Consider the following 15,871-nt stretch of genomic DNA (forward strand, 5'->3'; position numbering starts at 1 on the left):
CTTTCGGATCACAGCAGGTGCCGCATGCGTCAGAGCAGGTGCCTCATGCATCAGAGCAGGCCGACGGCCGTGTCCACGGCCTCTTCCACAGTGCCCTCGGCCGGATAGAGCAGCGAGCGCCCGACGACCATGCCCTGCACGGTGGGCAGGCGCAGGGCCTTGCGCCAGCGTTCGTACGCGCCCTCCTGGTCGCCGCCGACCTCGCCGCCAAGCAGCACGACGGGGAGCGTGGAGGTCTCCAGGACCTGCGCCATGTCGTCCGGGTCGTCGGTGACGGGCAGCTTCAGCCAGGTGTAGGCGGAGGTGCCGCCCAGGCCCGAGGAGATGGCGATGGACCGGGTGACGGCCTCGGCGGACAGGTCGTTGCGCACCTTGCCGTCGACCCGCCGGGAGATGAACGGCTCGACGAACAGGGGAAGTCGCAGGGCCGCCATGGCGTCGATCGCCCGCGCCGTGGACTCCAGGGTGGTGAGCGAGCCCGGGTCGTCGTAGTCGATGCGGACCAGGAGCTTGGCCGCGTCGAAGCGGAGCCGGGCGATGTCCTCGGCGCGGTGGCCGGTGAAACGGTCGTCCATCTCGAACGTGGCGCCGGCGAGGCCGCCGCGGTTCATCGAGCCCATGACGACCTTGTTCTCCAGCACCCCGAGCAGGAGCAGGTCCTCCAGGATGTCGGCGGTGGCGAGCACCCCGTCGACACCGGGCCTCGACAGGGCGACGCAGAGCCGTTCCAGCAGATCGGCGCGGTCGGCCATGGCCAGGCGCCGGTCGCCGACCCCGAGGGCGCCGCGCGCCGGGTGGTCGGCGGCCACGATCATCAGCCGGCCGCTGTCGCCGATCAGCGGGCGGCGCACCCGGCGGGCGGCCGCCTCGGCGACGGCCTCGGGATTCCGGGCTCTGACCGTGGTGAGGTCGGGGATGCCGATGTTCAAGGAAGGCTCCGTTCAGTGGCTCGGGCTCGGCGACGACGCCTCGGCGAGGAGGTCCTCGACCTCGGACTCGGCGGGCATCGCGGAGGAGCAGGCGAGGCGGGAGGCGACGAGGGCGCCGGCGGCGTTGGCGTGCCGCATGGTCTTCTCCAGGTCCCAGCCGGCGAGCAGGCCGTGACACAGGGAGCCGCCGAAGGCGTCGCCCGCGCCCAGGCCGTTGACCACCTCGACCGGCACCGGCGGCACCTCGGCCCGGGTGCCGTCGCGGTGCACGGCCAGGACGCCCTTGGGGCCCTGCTTGACGACGGCCAGTTCCACGCCCGCCTCCAGCAGCGCGTCGGCGCAGGCCTGCGGTTCGCGCACGCCGGTGGCGATCTCGCACTCGTCGAGGTTGCCGACGGCGACGGTGGCGTGGCGCAGCGCCTCGCGGTAGTACGGGCGGGCCTCCTCGGGGTCGGCCCAGAACATCGGGCGCCAGTCGAGGTCGAAGACGGTGATGCCCGCCTTGTCGCGGGCCTTGAGGGCGGCGAGCGTGGCGGAGCGGCTCGGCTCCTCGCTCAGACCCGTCCCGGTGATCCAGAAGATCCGGGCCCCGCGGATCGCGAAGAAGTCCAGCTCGTCGGTGTGGATCTCCAGGTCGGGGGCCTTGGGGCGGCGGTAGAAGTACAGCGGGAAGTCGTCCGGCGGGAAGATCTCGCAGAACGTGACCGGCGTCGGGTGGGCGTCGACCGGGGTGACCCAGCGGTCGTCGACGCCGAAGGACTTCAGCTCCTCGTGCAGGTAGGTGCCGAAGGGGTCGGCGCCGGTCCGGGTGATCACGGCCGTACGGCGTCCGAGGCGCGCCGCGGCGACCGCCACATTGGCCGCCGAACCTCCCAGAAATTTCCCGAACGTCTCCACTTGGGGCAGCGGGACGCCGGTCTGGAGGGGATACAGGTCGACCCCGATGCGGCCCATCGTGATCAAGTCGAAATACTGGGCTGGCTCGGGCATGCGCGACCTCCTCGGGAAGCTGGGGATGCGGGTCCGAGGCCGCCCTGACACCGTGGGGCGTGGATGACCTGCGACCTGCCGCCTACCAGGTGTAGGCGGCGGAGACGGCCCTGTCAATAGTTTGTACTTACATTCGGACCTGCTTGTGAAATGATGTCTTAACAAAGTATTGACAGCGAGCGCGGCAAGGACTTGGATCCCGTGGCATCGCAACAGTCTGTTTGCGGCATCATGATCCGGACTCCGTAAGGCTCCGGGACCACGGATCCCTCGTGATCCCCTTCCTTTCCCCCGCAGTAGCACAGTGAGGTGCCAGGAAAGATGGACCGCTCTTCTCACCCCCGCTCCCGCCGGATCGCGCCGGTTGTGGCCGTTGCCGCGGCGGCGGCCCTGACCCTCGCCGGCTGCTCCAGCAGTTCCGGGGGCAAGAAGTCCGAGGAAGGCGCCGCCAACGCCTCCGCCGGCAAGGCGACCACGCCGCGTATGACCGTCGCCCTGGTCACCCACCAGGCGCCCGGTGACACCTTCTGGGACACCGTGCGCAAGGGCGCCGAGGCCGCCGCCGCCAAGGACAACATCAAGCTCGTCTACTCCGCCGACCCGAACGCGGGCAACCAGGCCAACCTGGTCCAGAACGCGATCGACCAGAAGGTCGACGGCATCGCCGTCACCCTCGCCAAGCCCGACGCCCTCAAGGGCGTCATAGGCAAGGCCGAGAAGGCCGGCATACCCGTGGTCGGACTCAACTCCGGCCTGAGCGACTGGAAGAAGCTCAACCTGCTGGAGTTCTTCGGCCAGGACGAGTCGGTGGCCGGCGAGGCCTTCGGCAAGAAGCTCAACGAGGTCGGCGCCAAGCACGCCCTCTGCGTCGTCCAGGAGCAGGGCAACGTCGGCCTGACCCAGCGCTGCGACGGCGTCGAGAAGACCTTCGACGGCAAGCTCGACACCCAGAACGTCAACGGCACCGACATGCCGTCCGTCAAGTCGACGATCACCGCCAAGCTGAAGCAGGACCCGTCCATCGACTACGTCGTCACGCTCGGCGCCCCCTTCGCGCTGACCGCGGTGCAGTCGGTCGGCGACGCCGGCAGCAAGGCGAAGGTCGCCACCTTCGACCTCAACAAGGACCTCATCAAGGGCATCAAGAACGACTCCATCCAGTTCGCCGTCGACCAGCAGCCCTACCTCCAGGGCTACCTGGCCGTCGACGGCCTGTGGCTCTACAAGAACAACGGCAACTACAGCGGCGGCGGCGAGCAGCCCGTGCTGACCGGCCCGGCCTTCGTCGACAAGTCCAACGTCGACAAGATCGGGGAGTTCGCCGCGAAGGGCACCCGGTGATGAGCATGACCCAACAGGCTGCGCCGGCGGTGGACACACCGCCGGCCCCCGGCCAGAAGCAGTCCGACGGCCGGACGAGGCAGCGCCCCCTGGCGCTGCGGCTGCTCGCCCGGCCCGAGGTCGGCGTCTTCCTCGGCGCCGTCGCCGTGCTCGTGTTCTTCCTGTTCGCGGCCCCGCCGGTACGCGACGGCAGCTCGATGGCCAACATCCTGTACCAGTCGTCGACCATCGGGATCATGGCGCTGCCGGTGGCCCTGCTGATGATCGGCGGCGAGTTCGACCTGTCGGCCGGTGTCGCCGTGGTCACCTCGGCGCTCACCGCGTCGATGCTCAGCTACCAGCTGACACTGAACGTCTGGGTCGGCGTGATCGTCGCCCTGCTCGTGTCGCTCGCGATCGGCGCGTTCAACGGCTGGATGCTGGTCAAGACCGGCCTCCCGAGCTTCCTGGTCACCCTGGGCACCTTCCTGATCCTCCAGGGCGTGAACCTCGCCGTGACCAAGCTGGTCACCGGCAACGTCGCCACCGACGACATCAGCGACATGGACGGCTTCTCCCAGGCGCAGAAGATCTTCGCCTCGACGTTCGAGGTCGGCGGGGTCAACGTCAAGATCACCGTCGTCTGGTGGCTGGTCTTCGCGGCCCTGGCCACCTGGGTTCTGCTGCGCACCAAGTACGGCAACTGGATCTTCGCCGTCGGCGGCAACAAGCACTCCGCCCGGGCCGTCGGTGTCCCGGTGACCTTCACCAAGATCTCCCTGTTCATGCTGGTCGGCTTCGGCGCCTGGTTCGTCGGCATGCACCAGCTGTTCTCCTTCAACACCGTGCAGTCCGGCGAGGGCGTGGGCCAGGAGCTCATCTACATCGCCGCGGCCGTCATCGGCGGCTGTCTGCTGACCGGTGGCTACGGCTCCGCGATCGGTCCGGTCTTCGGTGCCTTCATGTTCGGCATGGTGCAGCAGGGCATCGTCTACGCCGGCTGGAACCCCGACTGGTTCAAGGCCTTCCTCGGCGTGATGCTCCTCGGCGCCGTCCTCATCAATCTGTGGGTCCAGCGCACGGCGACCCGGAGGTGACCGCAGTGACCAGCAACGAAACCGGCACCCACGGGGCCGTCCTGACGGACACGCCGCCCGAAGGGGACCGACCCCTCGTCGAACTCCGCAGCGCCGGCAAGTCCTACGGCAACATCCGCGCCCTGCACGGCGTCGACCTCACCGTCCACCCCGGCAGGGTCACCTGCGTCCTCGGCGACAACGGCGCGGGCAAGTCCACCCTCATCAAGATCATCTCGGGTCTGCACCAGCACACCGAGGGCGAGTTCCTCGTCGACGGCGAACCGGTGCGCTTCTCCACCCCGCGCGAGGCCCTCGACAAGGGCATCGCCACGGTCTACCAGGACCTCGCCGTCGTCCCGCTGATGCCGGTGTGGCGCAACTTCTTCCTCGGCTCCGAGATGACCAAGGGCCCCTGGCCCGTGCGCCGTCTCGACATCGAGAAGATGAAGAAGACCGCGGACGAGGAACTGCGCAACATGGGCATCGTCCTCGACGACATGGAGCAGCCCATCGGCACGCTCTCGGGCGGCCAGCGCCAGTGCGTCGCCATCGCCCGCGCCGTCTACTTCGGCGCCCGCGTCCTCATCCTGGACGAGCCGACCGCCGCACTCGGCGTCAAGCAGTCCGGTGTGGTCCTGAAGTACATCGCCGCCGCCCGCGAGAAGGGCCTCGGCGTCATCTTCATCACCCACAACCCGCACCACGCCTACATGGTCGGCGACCACTTCAGCGTGCTGCGCCTGGGCACCATGGAACTGTCCGCCTCCCGCAGCGAGGTCAGCCTCGAGGAGCTGACCAACCACATGGCCGGCGGCACCGAACTGGCCTCCCTCAAGCACGAGTTGGCGCAGGTCCGCGGCGTCGACGTCGAGGAGCTCCCCGAGGAGGGAGACCTCACCGCCCCCGTAGCCACGTCTTCGGAAGGAAAGTCCTGACATGGCCTCTGCGCTCGACCGCATCCGGGTCGGCTCCGCCCCCGACTCCTGGGGCGTCTGGTTCCCGGACGACCCCCAGCAGGTGCCCTGGGAACGCTTCCTGGACGAGGTCGCCGAAGCCGGCTACTCCTGGATCGAACTCGGCCCGTACGGCTACCTGCCGACCGACCCGGCCCGGCTCACCGACGAGGTGACCAAGCGGAACCTGAAGGTCTCCGCCGGCACGATCTTCTGCGGTCTGCACCGCGGCCCCTCCGAGTGGGACTCCACCTGGGAGCAGGTCAGCCGGGTCGCCGCCCTCACCCAGGCCATGGACGCGAAGCACCTGGTCGTCATCCCGTCCTTCTGGCGGGACGACAAGACCGCCGAGATCCTGGAGCCCCCGGAGCTCACCACCGAGCAGTGGCGCAACCTCACCACGGGCATGGAGCGCCTCGGCCGTGAGGTGAAGGACAGGTACGGCCTGGACATCGTCGTCCACCCGCACGCCGACACCCACATCGACACCGAGGAGCACGTCGAGCGGTTCCTCGACTCGACCGACTCCGACGCGGTCAACCTCTGCCTGGACACGGGCCACTACGCCTACTGCGGCGGCGACAGCGTCAAGCTGATCGAGACGTACGGCGAGCGCATCGGCTACCTGCACCTCAAGCAGGTCGACCCGGAGATCCTCGCGGACGTCGTCAAGAACGAGGTCCCGTTCGGCCCGGCCGTCGCGCGCGGCGTGATGTGCGAACCGCCCGCCGGTGTCCCGGAGTTGGGCCCCGTCCTGACGGCCGCCCAGAAGCTGGGCGTGGACCTGTTCGCCATCGTCGAGCAGGACATGTACCCCTGCGAGCCGGACAAGCCGCTGCCGATCGCGGTGCGCACCCGCAAGTTCCTGAGGTCCTGCGGCGCCTGACGACCCGAAAGGACGGCCATGACTGAGCGCGCCACCCTGAAAGTCGCGGTCATCGGTACCGGAAGGATGGGCGCGGACCATGTGCGCCGCATCCACGACGTCATCAGCGGAGCACGGGTGGTCGCCGTCGCCGACGTCGACGCGGAGCGCGCGAAGGCCGTCGCCGCCCGTGTCGACGGCTGCACCGCGCACACCGACCCGGCCGCCGCGATGGCGGCGGCCGACGTCGACGCCGTCCTGATCGCCTCCCCGGGCCCGGCCCACGAGGCCACGCTGCTCGCCGCCTTCGAACGCGATCTGCCCGTCCTGTGCGAGAAGCCGCTCACCCCCGACGCGGCCTCCGCCCTGCGCGTCCTCGAAGCCGAACTGCGCCTCGGCCACCGCCGCGTCCAGGTCGGCTTCATGCGCCGCTACGACCCCGAGTACGCGAAGCTGAAGGCCCTCCTGACGACGGGTCAGCTGGGACGTCCGCTGATGCTGCACAACCGGCACCGCAACGTCGCCAGCCCGCCCTTCTTCACCAGCTCCATGCTCATCAGCGACTCCGTCGCCCACGAGGCGGACGCGACCCGCTGGCTGCTGGACCACGAGATCACGGCGGTCACGGTGCTGCGCCCGGCGCCGTCCGCCAACACCCCCGACGGGCTGCGCGATCCGCAGTTCGTCGTCTTCGAGACCGACGGCGGCGCCCTCTCGGACGTGGAGATCTTCGTCAACTGCGGCTTCGGCTACCAGGTCCAGGCCGAGGTGGTCTGCGAACGCGGCACCGCCCGCATCGGCGACGGCCACGCCCTGGTCACCAACATGGCCGGCCGCTGGGGCGGCACCATCGCCCAGGACTTCACCGAACGCTTCGAGACGGCCTACGACCGGGAGATCCAGGCCTGGGTCGACGCCACCCGCCGCGGCGAGGTCACCGGCCCGAGCGTCTGGGACGGCTACGCCGCCGCCGCGGTGTGCGAGGCCGGAGTACGGGCGCTGGACGACGGCGGCCGGGTCGAGGTCGAACTGGTCGAGAAGCCCGCGCTGTACGCGTGAACGGGCCGGGGGTACCCCGGCCCGTTCGGCGTGTTCCTCAGATCCTGGTGCTGGGCCGGGGCTCGAACCCGGCCGCGCGGTAGCAGTCGTCGATGAGCGCCATCGTCGTCACCGCGTCGTCCGCGTCCAGCGGCAGCGCCGCACCGTCCCGCACCCGGGCCGCGAACGCCTCCAGCTGGTACGTGTACGACGAGCGCGTCCCGAGGTGCTCCGTGCGTTCGCCCTCCGGGGTGCGGATCACGATCCGGTCGTCCATCTGCGGCAGTACGAAGTTCGGGGCCGTCGCCTCGCCCCGGGAGCCGACGATCCGGATGCTCATGTCCAACCCGTCGTACGCCATGTGGCAGCGGGCCGAGCCGGTCGCGCCGCCGGGGAACTCCAGGTCGGCGTCCAGCCACTCGTCGACCCCGGGCGCACCCGCGCGCTGACCGCCCCGGGCCCCGGCCAGGCGCGGCGCGCCGCCCGCCCAGGGCGCCAGCATGCGCAGCGCGTGCAGGCTGTAGCAGCCGAGGTCCATCAGGGCGCCGCCGGCCAGCGGCAGCGACCAGCGCGGGTCGGTGTCCGGCGGCGCGGCGATGGCGACCATCGCCTCGACATGCCGCAACTCGCCGAGCTCACCGGACTCCAGCAGCTCGTGCAGGCGGCGGGTGACCGGGTGGAAGAGGTAGTGGAAGGCCTCCATGAAGACCGTCCCGGCATCCACCGCGGCCTGACGTACCTCCGCCGCCTCCCGCGCGTTGCTCGCCGACGGCTTCTCCGACAGCACGTGCTTGCCCGCCGCGAGGGCGGCCAGGTTCCACGGGCCGTGCAGACCGTTGGCGAGCGGGTTGTAGACCACGTCGACCTCGGGATCGGCCACCAGCTCGGCGTACGAATCCGCCACCCGCTCCACGCCGTGCTCGGTGGCGAACGCCTCGGCGCGGGCGCGGTCGCGGGCGGCCACCGCGACGAGGCGGTGGCCGGTCGCCCGGGCCGGGTCGATCAGGGAGCGTCCGGTGATCCGCGCCGCCCCCAGCACACCTATGCGCAGCGGTCCCCGGCCCGTGTCGCTCATGCCTGCCGTACCTCCTCGATCGTCACGGGACGGTGCTCGTGCAGCGACAGTGTGCAGGCGTCGGCGATCCAGCCCGCCTCCAGGGCGTCCTCGATCGTGCAGGGGGAGGGGCGGGTGCCGGCCACGACCTCGGTGAACGCGGTCAGTTCGGCGCGGTAGGCCTCGGTGAAGCGGTCCATGAAGAAGTCGTGCGGGGTGCCCGCCGGGAAGGTCACGCCCGGCTCGACCGAGCGCAGCGGCAGCTTGTCCTCCAGGCCGACGGCGATGGAGTCCTTGAAACCGTGGATCTCCATGCGGACGTCGTAACCACGGGCGTTGTGGCGGGAGTTGGACACCACCGCGATGGTGCCGTCGTCCAGGGTGAGGATCGCGCCGGTGGTGTCGGCGTCACCGGCCTCCTTGATGAAGTCGGCACCGCGGTTGCCGCCCACGGCGTACACCTCGGTCACCTCGCGGCCGGTCACCCAGCGGATGATGTCGAAGTCGTGCACCGAGCAGTCGCGGAAGATGCCGCCGGAGGCGGCGATGTACGCGGCGGGCGGCGGCGCCGGGTCGAGCGTGGTCGAGCGGACCGTGTGCAGCGTGCCGAGCTCGCCGCTCTGCACGGCGGCGCGGGCGTTGACGAACCCGGTGTCGAAACGGCGGTTGTAGCCGATCTGGATCGGCACGTCCTTGCCCTGGACGGCCTTCAGCACCTCGACCCCCTCGCTCATGGTCCTGGCGACGGGCTTCTCGCAGAAGACGGGGATGCCGGCCTCGACCCCGGCCAGGATCAGCGCGGGGTGGGCGTCCGTCGCGGCCGCGACGACGATGCCGTCCACGCCGGCGGCCAGCAGGGCCTCCGGCGAGTCCACGACCTCGGCGCCGAACCGCTCGGCGGCGGCCTTGGCGGCGTCCGCGAACGGGTCGGTGACGACGAGGGACTCGACGGCGTCGAGCCCGGAGAGGGTCTCGGCGTGAAGGGCGCCGATACGGCCGAGGCCGAGGATTCCGATACGCATGGGTGATGCTCCTAGTTGTGAACGGGGGGTGGTGCGATGCCCTTGGGGGCACGGGGAACTGCGCGAACAGCCAAAACGGCGCCGCACACGACCGACGACAATGCGCGGCACATCCTTAGTCGAGTCCGCCCAGAACGTTCTGATCCCAATCGATGACGGACCCGGTAACCACCCCGGACCGATCCGACAGCAGAAACACCACGAACTCGGCGATCTCATCAGGCTGGCCCAACTTGCCCATCGGCAACTTCGCGGCAGCCTCCTCACGCCAGTCGTCCCCCGCCTCGTGGAACGCCCGCTGCGTCGCGTCCTCACCCTCCGTCGCCGTCCAGCCGATGTTCAGCCCGTTGATCCGCACCCGGTCCCACCGGTGCGCGTGCGCGGCGTTCCGGGTCAGGCCGATGAGGCCGGCCTTCGCGGCCACGTACGGCGCCAGAAACGGCTGACCCCCGTGCGCCGACGACGTGATGATGTTGACGATCGTGCCGGGCGCCTCCCGCGCGACCATGTCCGCGACCGCCGCCTGCATGGCGAAGAACGGCCCCTTGAGGTTGATCGCGACGTGCTGGTCGAACAGCTCGGGCGTGGTGTCCAGCAGCGTCCCCCGGGAGGTCAGCCCGGCGGAGTTCACGAGGCAGTCGATCCGGCCGTACGTCTCCACGACCCGGGCCACGGAGGCCTTCGCCTGCCCCGCGTCCGACAGGTCGGCCCGGACGTACAGGGCCTTGCCGCCCGCGGCGGTCAGCTCCGCCACCAGGGCCTCACCGGGCCCGGGCCGCCGCCCGGTGACGGCCACCACCGCCCCCTCGCGGACCGCGGCCCGCGCGACGGCGGCGCCGACACCCTGGCTGCCGCCGTTGACCAGGACGACCTTGTCGTCGAGAAGTCCCACGCGTTCCCTCAGCTCTCTCGCCGTTCGGTACCGGCCCGCAGCTCCGCTCGGAGCGCCTCCGGCGTCCACTCCTCGTGCAGGGCCCGCCGTACGAGATCCGCCTGGGAGGGCGGGGCCAGGCCGTCGACCGGCGGGTCGCTGTCGAGGTTGGTCGGGAAGGGGTAGCCCTCGGCGCTCGCCGCGATGACGTTGGCCAGCCACGCGTCGCTCGCGCCCTCGGCCTTCCGCTTCAGGAGCACGGGGTACACCGCGTTCGCCACGGCCTCCCGGTCCACCGTCTCCATCGCCCGCCCGAACGCGGACGACACCTGCAACAGGTTCGCCATGCGCCGGATGTCCGCCGAGCGGTTGGTGCCGGCGGCGTGGAAGAGGGCCGGGTTGAAGAAGACCGCGTCGCCCTTGGCGAGCGGCAGCTGCACCTGGTGCGCCTCGAAGTACGCCCGGAACTCCGGGAGCCGCCAGGCGAGATAGCCCGGCTCGTACTTCTGCGAGTGCGGCAGGTACATCGTCGGCCCGGACTCCACCGGCATGTCGCAGTGCGCGACCGCACCCTGGAGGGTCAGCACGGGGGAGAGGCGGTGCACGTGCCCCGGGTAGGCGGCGGCGACCTCGTTGGACAGGAAGCCCAGATGGTAGTCGCGGTGCGCCGTCTGGGCGGCGCCGCCCGGGTTGACCACGTTGAGCTGCGAGGTGACCTGGTAGCCGGGGCCCAGCCAGGCCGTGGCCACGAGGGCGAGGACGTCGTTGGCGTAGTAGTCGGCGAACGCCTCCGCGTCGTACAGGGCCGCCTTCTCCAGCGCGTTCCACACCCGGTCGTTGGCGCCCGGCTTCGCGAAGTGGTCACCGGCCGTCGCGCCCGAGGCACGCTGCTCGGCGATCAGGGCGTCGAACACGGCCGTGGCCCGGTCCACGACCTCCGGGTCCGGGAAGGCACCGCGGAAGACGACGATGCCGGGCCCGTCGGCGAGCGCGCGCACCAGCTCGGCCTGGACCACCCGGTCGCCCTCGAGCAGGCCGGTGTCGTAGACCGGCACGTTCCGCTCCACGGCCGAGGCGTGCGGATAGTCGACGGGATCGGTCGCCTGCTCGACCAGCGCGCGGAACGCGTCGAGGTCGCAGTCCTGCTCGGACAGCCAGGCGCGGCGGTGTACGGAAGTGAAGGACATCGTCGTCCCTTCGGGGTCACGGAGCGACGCAGCCCTGTCATTCTTGTCAGTACAAACCCCTCGAACAACCAGCAGCGAGCCATCAAAAACCCCTCAAGGAGCCGGCGCATGGGCCACCCCTTCCCGATCCGGGAGATCGCACGTCAGGCGGGCCTGAGCGAGGCGACCGTCGACCGGGTCCTGAACGGCAGGGGAGGGGTGCGGGAGAGCACGGCCCGGGAGGTGCACCAGGCCATCGCCGACCTGGACCGGCAGCGCACCCAGGTCCGGCTCGTCGGCCGGACGTTCATGGTCGACATCGTGATGCAGGCGCCCGAGCGCTTCACCACCGCGATCCGCGCCGCCCTGGAGGCCGAGCTGCCGTCCCTGCACCCGGCGGTGCTGCGCTCCCGCTTCCACTTCCGCGAGACCGGCCCGGTCGGGGAGCTGGTGCGGATCCTGGACCGGATCGCCCGGCGCGGCTCACAGGGCGTGATCCTCAAGGCCCCGGACGTCCCCGAGGTCACGGCCGCGGTCGGCCGGCTCGCGGCGGCCGGCATACCGGTCGTGACGCTGGTGACGGACCTGCCGTCCAGCGCCCGCCTCGCCTACGTCGGCATCGACGACCGGGCGGCCGGCGCGACAGCGGCGTATCTGATGGGCCAGTGGCTGGGGGAGCGGCCGGGCAACATCCTGACCAGCCTCAGCAGCGGCTTCTTCCGCAACGAGGAGGAGCGCGAGATGGGCTTCCGCAGCGCCATGCGCGCCCGGCACCCCGGGCGCACGCTGGTCGAGATCGCCGAGGGGCAGGGGCTGGACGCCACCCAGTACGACCTCGTCCGGGCAGCGCTGAAACGCGACCCGGACATCCGCGCGGTGTACTCGATCGGCGGCGGCAACATCGCCACGCTGAAGGCCTTCGACGACCTCCGCCGCGAGTGCGCCGTGTTCATCGCACACGACCTCGACCACGACAACACCCGGCTGCTGCGCGCGCACCGCCTGTCCGCCGTGCTCCACCACGACCTCCGCCAGGACGTTCGCGAGGCCTGCCACACCGTCATGCGCGCTCACGGCGCGCTGCCGCCGGCGGGACCGCCCCTGCCGTCGGCGATCCAGGTGGTGACGCCGTACAACATGCCGCAGCAGGCGCCCGTGTGATCCGGCGGCATGAGCGCGCGTGGATCCGGAAGCGGAGCTCGCGCGGCGCCTACCGTCAGGCCCATGTGGACCTCGCGCCCGGACGGCGGACCCGAGCGGCTGGTGACCCTGGTCGACGGGGTGTTCGCCATCGCCATCACCCTGCTCGTCCTCGATCTCTCCGTGCCGCGGGACCTCGATCCCGCCGCGTACCGCAGGGCTCTGCGCGAGCTGCTGCCGGACCTCGGGGCGTACGCGCTGAGCGTCGCGGTGCTGGGCAGCTTCTGGCGCGACAACCGCCGGATCTTCCAGGGCGTGCGGGAGATCGACGGACAGGTGATCAGCCTTTCGGTCGCGGGGCTCGGGGTCGCCGCCCTCGTGCCGTTCCCGACCCGGCTGCTGGCCGAGTACGGCGACCTGTCCGTGTCGGTCGCCGTCTACGCGGGGGCGGTCGCCGCGCTCGGCGCCTGCCATCTGGCGGTGGCCACCGTCCTGGCCAAGCGGCCCTGGCTGCGGCACGACACGCCCTCCGAGGCGACGACCACGCTCTATCTCGTCGACAGCGCGGCGTCGGTGGTGATCTTCCTCGCCACCGTCCCGCTGGTCTTCGCGACCGGCCCCAGGATCATGTGGCTGTGGCTCGTCCTCGTCCCCGTGAAGGTCTACCTGGGCCGGCGGCTCCAGGGCCCGGGCTGAGGCCGGCGCCCCGCCCCGGCAGGACCGGGGCGCCGCGTCACGCCGGACCGTCCACCGGCGCCCACGTACCGCTCCGCGCCGACCGCGCCATCGCGTCCAGCGCGGCCGCACTGTGCACGGCGTCCATGAGGGTCGCCCCGTGCGGAGTGCCCTCGGCGACCGACCGGAGGAAGCGGTACGCCTCGATGACCTTCAGGTCGTCGTACCCCATGGCGTTCGCCGCGCCGGGCTGGAACGCGGCGAACTCGCCGTGGCCCGGGCCGACGTACACCGTCGTCACCGCCTGGTCCTGGTACGTCGTGCCGCGGCTGATCCCCAGCTCGTTCATGCGGCGGAAGTCCCAGAACACCGCCCCCTTCGTGCCGTGCACCTCGAAGCCGTAGTTGTTCTGCTCGCCCACCGAGACCCGGCAGGCCTCCAGCACACCGCGCGCCCCGGAGGCGAAGCGCAGCAGGCAGCCGACGTAGTCCTCGTTCTCGACCGGGCCGAGTTCGCCGCCGGAGGCGCGGCTGTGGCCCGCCGTCGCCCCAGTGGGACGGGCCCGCTCCGGCAGGAAGATCGCCGTGTCGGCGGTCAGGGACGTGATGTCGCCCAGCAGGTGACGGGCCAGGTCAGCGCCGTGCGAGGCGAGGTCGCCCAGCACGCCGCTGCCGCCCCGCTCCCGCTCGTACCGCCAGGTCAGCGCGCCCTCGGGATGCGCCGCGTAGTCGCTGAACAGCCGGATGCGGACATGCGTGACCGCGCCGATCTCCCCCGAGGAGATCAGCTCGCGGGCCGCCTCGACGGCGGGCGCGTTGCGGTAGTTGAAGCCGACGGTGCCCTGTACACCCGCCTGGGCCACCGCCTCGGCCACCGCACGCGCGTCCTCGGCGGTCAGGCCCACCGGCTTCTCGATCCAGATGTGCTTGCCCGCCTCGGCCATGGCGACGCCGATCTCGCGGTGGAGGAAGTTCGGCGCGGTGATGCTGACCGCCTTCACCCGGGGGTCGGCGACCACCTCCCGCCAGTCACGCGTGGTCGACGCGAACCCGAACTGCGCGGCGGCCTCCTCAGCCCGGCCCGGCACCTCCTCGGCGACCGTGACCAGCTCCGGGACGAGCGGCAGCTGCGGATAGTGGTGCCGCACGCGCGCGTACGCCTGGGTGTGCACCCGTCCCATCCAGCCGAAACCGACGACGGCGACGCCGAGCGTGTCCACCATGAGAGCCCCTCTTTGGACCGTTCCAGAACCTGTCCGGGCCACCCTGAGTGCGGTTTCCCGCCGCTGTCAACCCTTTGACAAGGCGACGACCCTCATGGAACGGTCCATGTCATGAGACCGCCGACGATCCGAGACGTTGCCGAACGGGCCGGCATCTCCAAGTCGCTGGTCTCCCTGGTGCTGCGCGGTTCCGATCAGGTACGCCCCGAGAAGCGGGAGGCCGTGCTCCGTGCCGCCCAGGAGCTCGGCTACCGCCCCAACGCCGCCGCGCGCAGCCTCAGTGAGCAGCGCACCCGAACGGTCGGGGTCCTGCTGAACGACCTGCGCAACCCCTGGTTCGTCGACCTCCTCGACGGCCTGAACTCCCTCCTGCACGCGGGCGGCCTGCAGATGCTGCTCGCCGACGCCCGCCTCAACCGCCGCATCGGCCAGGACCCGGCCGACCCGCTCCTGGACCTCCGTGTCGACGGCCTGGTCGTGGTCGGCACCCTGCCCGATCGGGCGGCCCTCGGCGTGGTCGCCGAGCGGATGCCGGTCGTCCTGGCGGGCGCCCGCGAGCCCGTGCCACCCGGGGTGGACCAGGTCGCCGGCGACGACGAGCAGGGCGCCCGGCTGGTCACCGAGCACCTCATCGGCCTCGGCCACCGCCGCATCGCGCACCTCGCGGGCTACGGAGCCGTCGGCGAACTGCGCCGCCGCAGCTTCGAGGCGACGATGCGGGCGCACGGCCTGGCCGACCGGGCCGTCGTCGAAGCCGGCGACATGACCGAGGAGGGCGGCTACCGCGCCACCGTCCGCCTCCTCAGCCGGCCCGACCGCCCCACCGCCGTCTTCGCCGTCAACGACATCACCTGCGTCGGCGCCCTCTCGGCGGCGGAGGAACTGGGCCTGCGCGTCCCGCACGACGTGTCCGTCGTCGGCTACGACAACACGAGCATCTCCCGGCTGCGCCACCTGTGGCTCACCACCGTCGACAACGCCGGTCACGAGGTCGGCCGCCGCGCCGCCCGCTTCCTCCTCGACCGCTTCGAGCGGCCGGGGGGAGAAGGGCGGATCCATCTGGCGGCGCCGACGCTGGAGATCCGGGGGACGACGGGCCGGCTGTCCTAGATCGGACCCCCGGTGTCCGTCTCGACCTCTATGCCCTGGTCGGGTGCACCCGTCGACTTAGCGTATTGTTTGCGGCATATGCATACGAGTTGAGGCTTGTGGGCATCATAGGACGAAGGGGGAGCAACGGGTGGATGAGGCGCGGGACCGGCGTGTCCGGCTGGCCGAAACGACCGGAGGTGCCGTCACGGGGCTGCTCGCCCTCGCGTCCTGCGCCGCACACGCGACCAAGGCGGAACTGCCCTGGTGGGCCGTCCTCGCCGTCGCCGTGTCGACAGCGGGTCTCGCTGCGATCCTCCCGCCGCACCCCACCGGTCACACCCCGCCCGACGTCCACGAGGGCTCGCCCTGCGGATGCGGTAGGGTTGACCTGCGCGATCACGCGGTTCACCCGCGCGAGCCGCATCGGGACGTGGCGCAGCTTGGTAGCGCACTTG

At 71.1% G+C, this 15,871-nt stretch carries 15 protein-coding genes and 1 pseudogene; 9 read left to right on the top strand and 7 right to left on the bottom strand.

Annotated features, from left to right (window positions below; all coding sequences use genetic code 11):
• Positions 1–50: 50 nt before the first annotated feature.
• Together GTY47_RS26390 and iolC are read right to left on the bottom strand one after the other, a co-directional pair.
• Entirely contained in the window at positions 51–929 is an 879-nt protein-coding gene (locus GTY47_RS26390) for a hypothetical protein (RefSeq protein ID WP_010044784.1), read from the bottom strand.
• Between the two features lie 12 nt (positions 930–941).
• Positions 942–1,919: a 5-dehydro-2-deoxygluconokinase gene (iolC, locus tag GTY47_RS26395; protein WP_010044785.1), complete on the bottom strand. Its 978-nt coding sequence runs from the start codon at positions 1,917–1,919 to the stop codon at positions 942–944.
• A gap of 321 nt (positions 1,920–2,240) precedes the next feature.
• On the opposite strand from iolC, the gene GTY47_RS26400 reads away from it, so the two are divergent.
• The 5 genes from GTY47_RS26400 to GTY47_RS26420 are packed head-to-tail and all read left to right on the top strand — an operon-like array spanning position 2,241 to position 7,195.
• Positions 2,241–3,260, top strand: coding sequence for a sugar ABC transporter substrate-binding protein (locus GTY47_RS26400; protein ID WP_029181520.1), 1,020 nt, complete (start codon positions 2,241–2,243; stop codon positions 3,258–3,260).
• Positions 3,260–4,336 (top strand): ABC transporter permease, encoded by a 1,077-nt coding sequence (locus tag GTY47_RS26405; protein WP_010044790.1) that lies wholly within the window; start codon positions 3,260–3,262, stop codon positions 4,334–4,336. The genes GTY47_RS26400 and GTY47_RS26405 overlap by 1 nt, the downstream gene beginning before the upstream one ends.
• 5 nt (positions 4,337–4,341) lie before the next feature.
• Positions 4,342–5,253 (top strand): ATP-binding cassette domain-containing protein, encoded by a 912-nt coding sequence (locus tag GTY47_RS26410; protein ID WP_010044793.1) that lies wholly within the window; start codon positions 4,342–4,344, stop codon positions 5,251–5,253.
• Position 5,254: 1 nt separating this feature from the next.
• A complete protein-coding gene (locus tag GTY47_RS26415) occupies positions 5,255–6,157 on the top strand; it encodes a sugar phosphate isomerase/epimerase (protein ID WP_010044794.1) in 903 nt (300 codons plus the stop codon).
• An 18-nt stretch (positions 6,158–6,175) separates the two neighbouring features.
• Positions 6,176–7,195, top strand: a complete 1,020-nt coding sequence (locus GTY47_RS26420; protein WP_010044798.1) for a Gfo/Idh/MocA family oxidoreductase — start codon at positions 6,176–6,178, stop codon at positions 7,193–7,195.
• Positions 7,196–7,232: 37 nt separating this feature from the next.
• Here GTY47_RS26420 and GTY47_RS26425 read toward each other — a convergent pair whose 3' ends face one another.
• From GTY47_RS26425 to GTY47_RS26440, 4 genes are all read right to left on the bottom strand, one after another.
• Positions 7,233–8,249, bottom strand: coding sequence for a Gfo/Idh/MocA family oxidoreductase (locus GTY47_RS26425; protein WP_010044801.1), 1,017 nt, complete (start codon positions 8,247–8,249; stop codon positions 7,233–7,235).
• Positions 8,246–9,250, bottom strand: a complete 1,005-nt coding sequence (locus GTY47_RS26430; protein ID WP_010044803.1) for a Gfo/Idh/MocA family oxidoreductase — start codon at positions 9,248–9,250, stop codon at positions 8,246–8,248. Before GTY47_RS26430 ends, GTY47_RS26425 begins: the two co-directional genes overlap by 4 nt.
• Before the next feature lie 115 nt (positions 9,251–9,365).
• Positions 9,366–10,142, bottom strand: a complete 777-nt coding sequence (locus GTY47_RS26435) for an SDR family oxidoreductase (RefSeq protein ID WP_010044805.1) — start codon at positions 10,140–10,142, stop codon at positions 9,366–9,368.
• A gap of 8 nt (positions 10,143–10,150) precedes the next feature.
• Positions 10,151–11,308 (bottom strand): phytanoyl-CoA dioxygenase family protein, encoded by a 1,158-nt coding sequence (locus tag GTY47_RS26440; protein ID WP_010044807.1) that lies wholly within the window; start codon positions 11,306–11,308, stop codon positions 10,151–10,153.
• A 108-nt stretch (positions 11,309–11,416) separates the two neighbouring features.
• On the opposite strand from GTY47_RS26440, the gene GTY47_RS26445 reads away from it, so the two are divergent.
• Positions 11,417–12,448, top strand: coding sequence for a LacI family DNA-binding transcriptional regulator (locus GTY47_RS26445; protein ID WP_010044809.1), 1,032 nt, complete (start codon positions 11,417–11,419; stop codon positions 12,446–12,448).
• A gap of 63 nt (positions 12,449–12,511) precedes the next feature.
• Positions 12,512–13,123, top strand: coding sequence for a TMEM175 family protein (locus GTY47_RS26450; RefSeq protein WP_010044812.1), 612 nt, complete (start codon positions 12,512–12,514; stop codon positions 13,121–13,123).
• A gap of 37 nt (positions 13,124–13,160) precedes the next feature.
• Here GTY47_RS26450 and GTY47_RS26455 read toward each other — a convergent pair whose 3' ends face one another.
• Positions 13,161–14,324 (bottom strand): Gfo/Idh/MocA family oxidoreductase, encoded by a 1,164-nt coding sequence (locus GTY47_RS26455; RefSeq protein ID WP_010044813.1) that lies wholly within the window; start codon positions 14,322–14,324, stop codon positions 13,161–13,163.
• A 111-nt stretch (positions 14,325–14,435) separates the two neighbouring features.
• On the opposite strand from GTY47_RS26455, the gene GTY47_RS26460 reads away from it, so the two are divergent.
• On the top strand, positions 14,436–15,434 hold the full coding sequence (locus GTY47_RS26460; RefSeq protein WP_010044815.1) for a LacI family DNA-binding transcriptional regulator: 999 nt from the start codon (positions 14,436–14,438) through the stop codon (positions 15,432–15,434).
• A gap of 130 nt (positions 15,435–15,564) precedes the next feature.
• Positions 15,565–15,871 (top strand): annotated as a pseudogene (locus GTY47_RS41245) (hypothetical protein); the annotation flags it as partial.

The organism is Streptomyces sp. SID5464, from assembly GCF_009862985.1.
In the GTDB taxonomy this organism is placed as follows: Bacteria; Actinomycetota; Actinomycetes; order Streptomycetales; family Streptomycetaceae; genus Streptomyces; species Streptomyces chartreusis_D.

Bases quoted from the DNA above. Each gene is read 5' to 3' on its own strand.
- GTY47_RS26455 (WP_010044813.1), bottom strand. From the start codon at position 14,324: ATGGTGGACACGCTCGGCGTCGCCGTCGTCGGTTTCGGCTGGATGGGA.
- GTY47_RS26415 (WP_010044794.1), top strand. From the start codon at position 5,255: ATGGCCTCTGCGCTCGACCGCATCCGGGTCGGCTCCGCCCCCGACTCC.
- GTY47_RS26430 (WP_010044803.1), bottom strand. From the start codon at position 9,250: ATGCGTATCGGAATCCTCGGCCTCGGCCGTATCGGCGCCCTTCACGCC.
- GTY47_RS26405 (WP_010044790.1), top strand. From the start codon at position 3,260: ATGAGCATGACCCAACAGGCTGCGCCGGCGGTGGACACACCGCCGGCC.
- GTY47_RS26400 (WP_029181520.1), top strand. From the start codon at position 2,241: ATGGACCGCTCTTCTCACCCCCGCTCCCGCCGGATCGCGCCGGTTGTG.
- iolC (WP_010044785.1), bottom strand. From the start codon at position 1,919: ATGCCCGAGCCAGCCCAGTATTTCGACTTGATCACGATGGGCCGCATC.
- GTY47_RS26445 (WP_010044809.1), top strand. From the start codon at position 11,417: ATGGGCCACCCCTTCCCGATCCGGGAGATCGCACGTCAGGCGGGCCTG.
- GTY47_RS26450 (WP_010044812.1), top strand. From the start codon at position 12,512: ATGTGGACCTCGCGCCCGGACGGCGGACCCGAGCGGCTGGTGACCCTG.
- GTY47_RS26440 (WP_010044807.1), bottom strand. From the start codon at position 11,308: ATGTCCTTCACTTCCGTACACCGCCGCGCCTGGCTGTCCGAGCAGGAC.
- GTY47_RS26460 (WP_010044815.1), top strand. From the start codon at position 14,436: ATGAGACCGCCGACGATCCGAGACGTTGCCGAACGGGCCGGCATCTCC.
- GTY47_RS26420 (WP_010044798.1), top strand. From the start codon at position 6,176: ATGACTGAGCGCGCCACCCTGAAAGTCGCGGTCATCGGTACCGGAAGG.
- GTY47_RS26425 (WP_010044801.1), bottom strand. From the start codon at position 8,249: ATGAGCGACACGGGCCGGGGACCGCTGCGCATAGGTGTGCTGGGGGCG.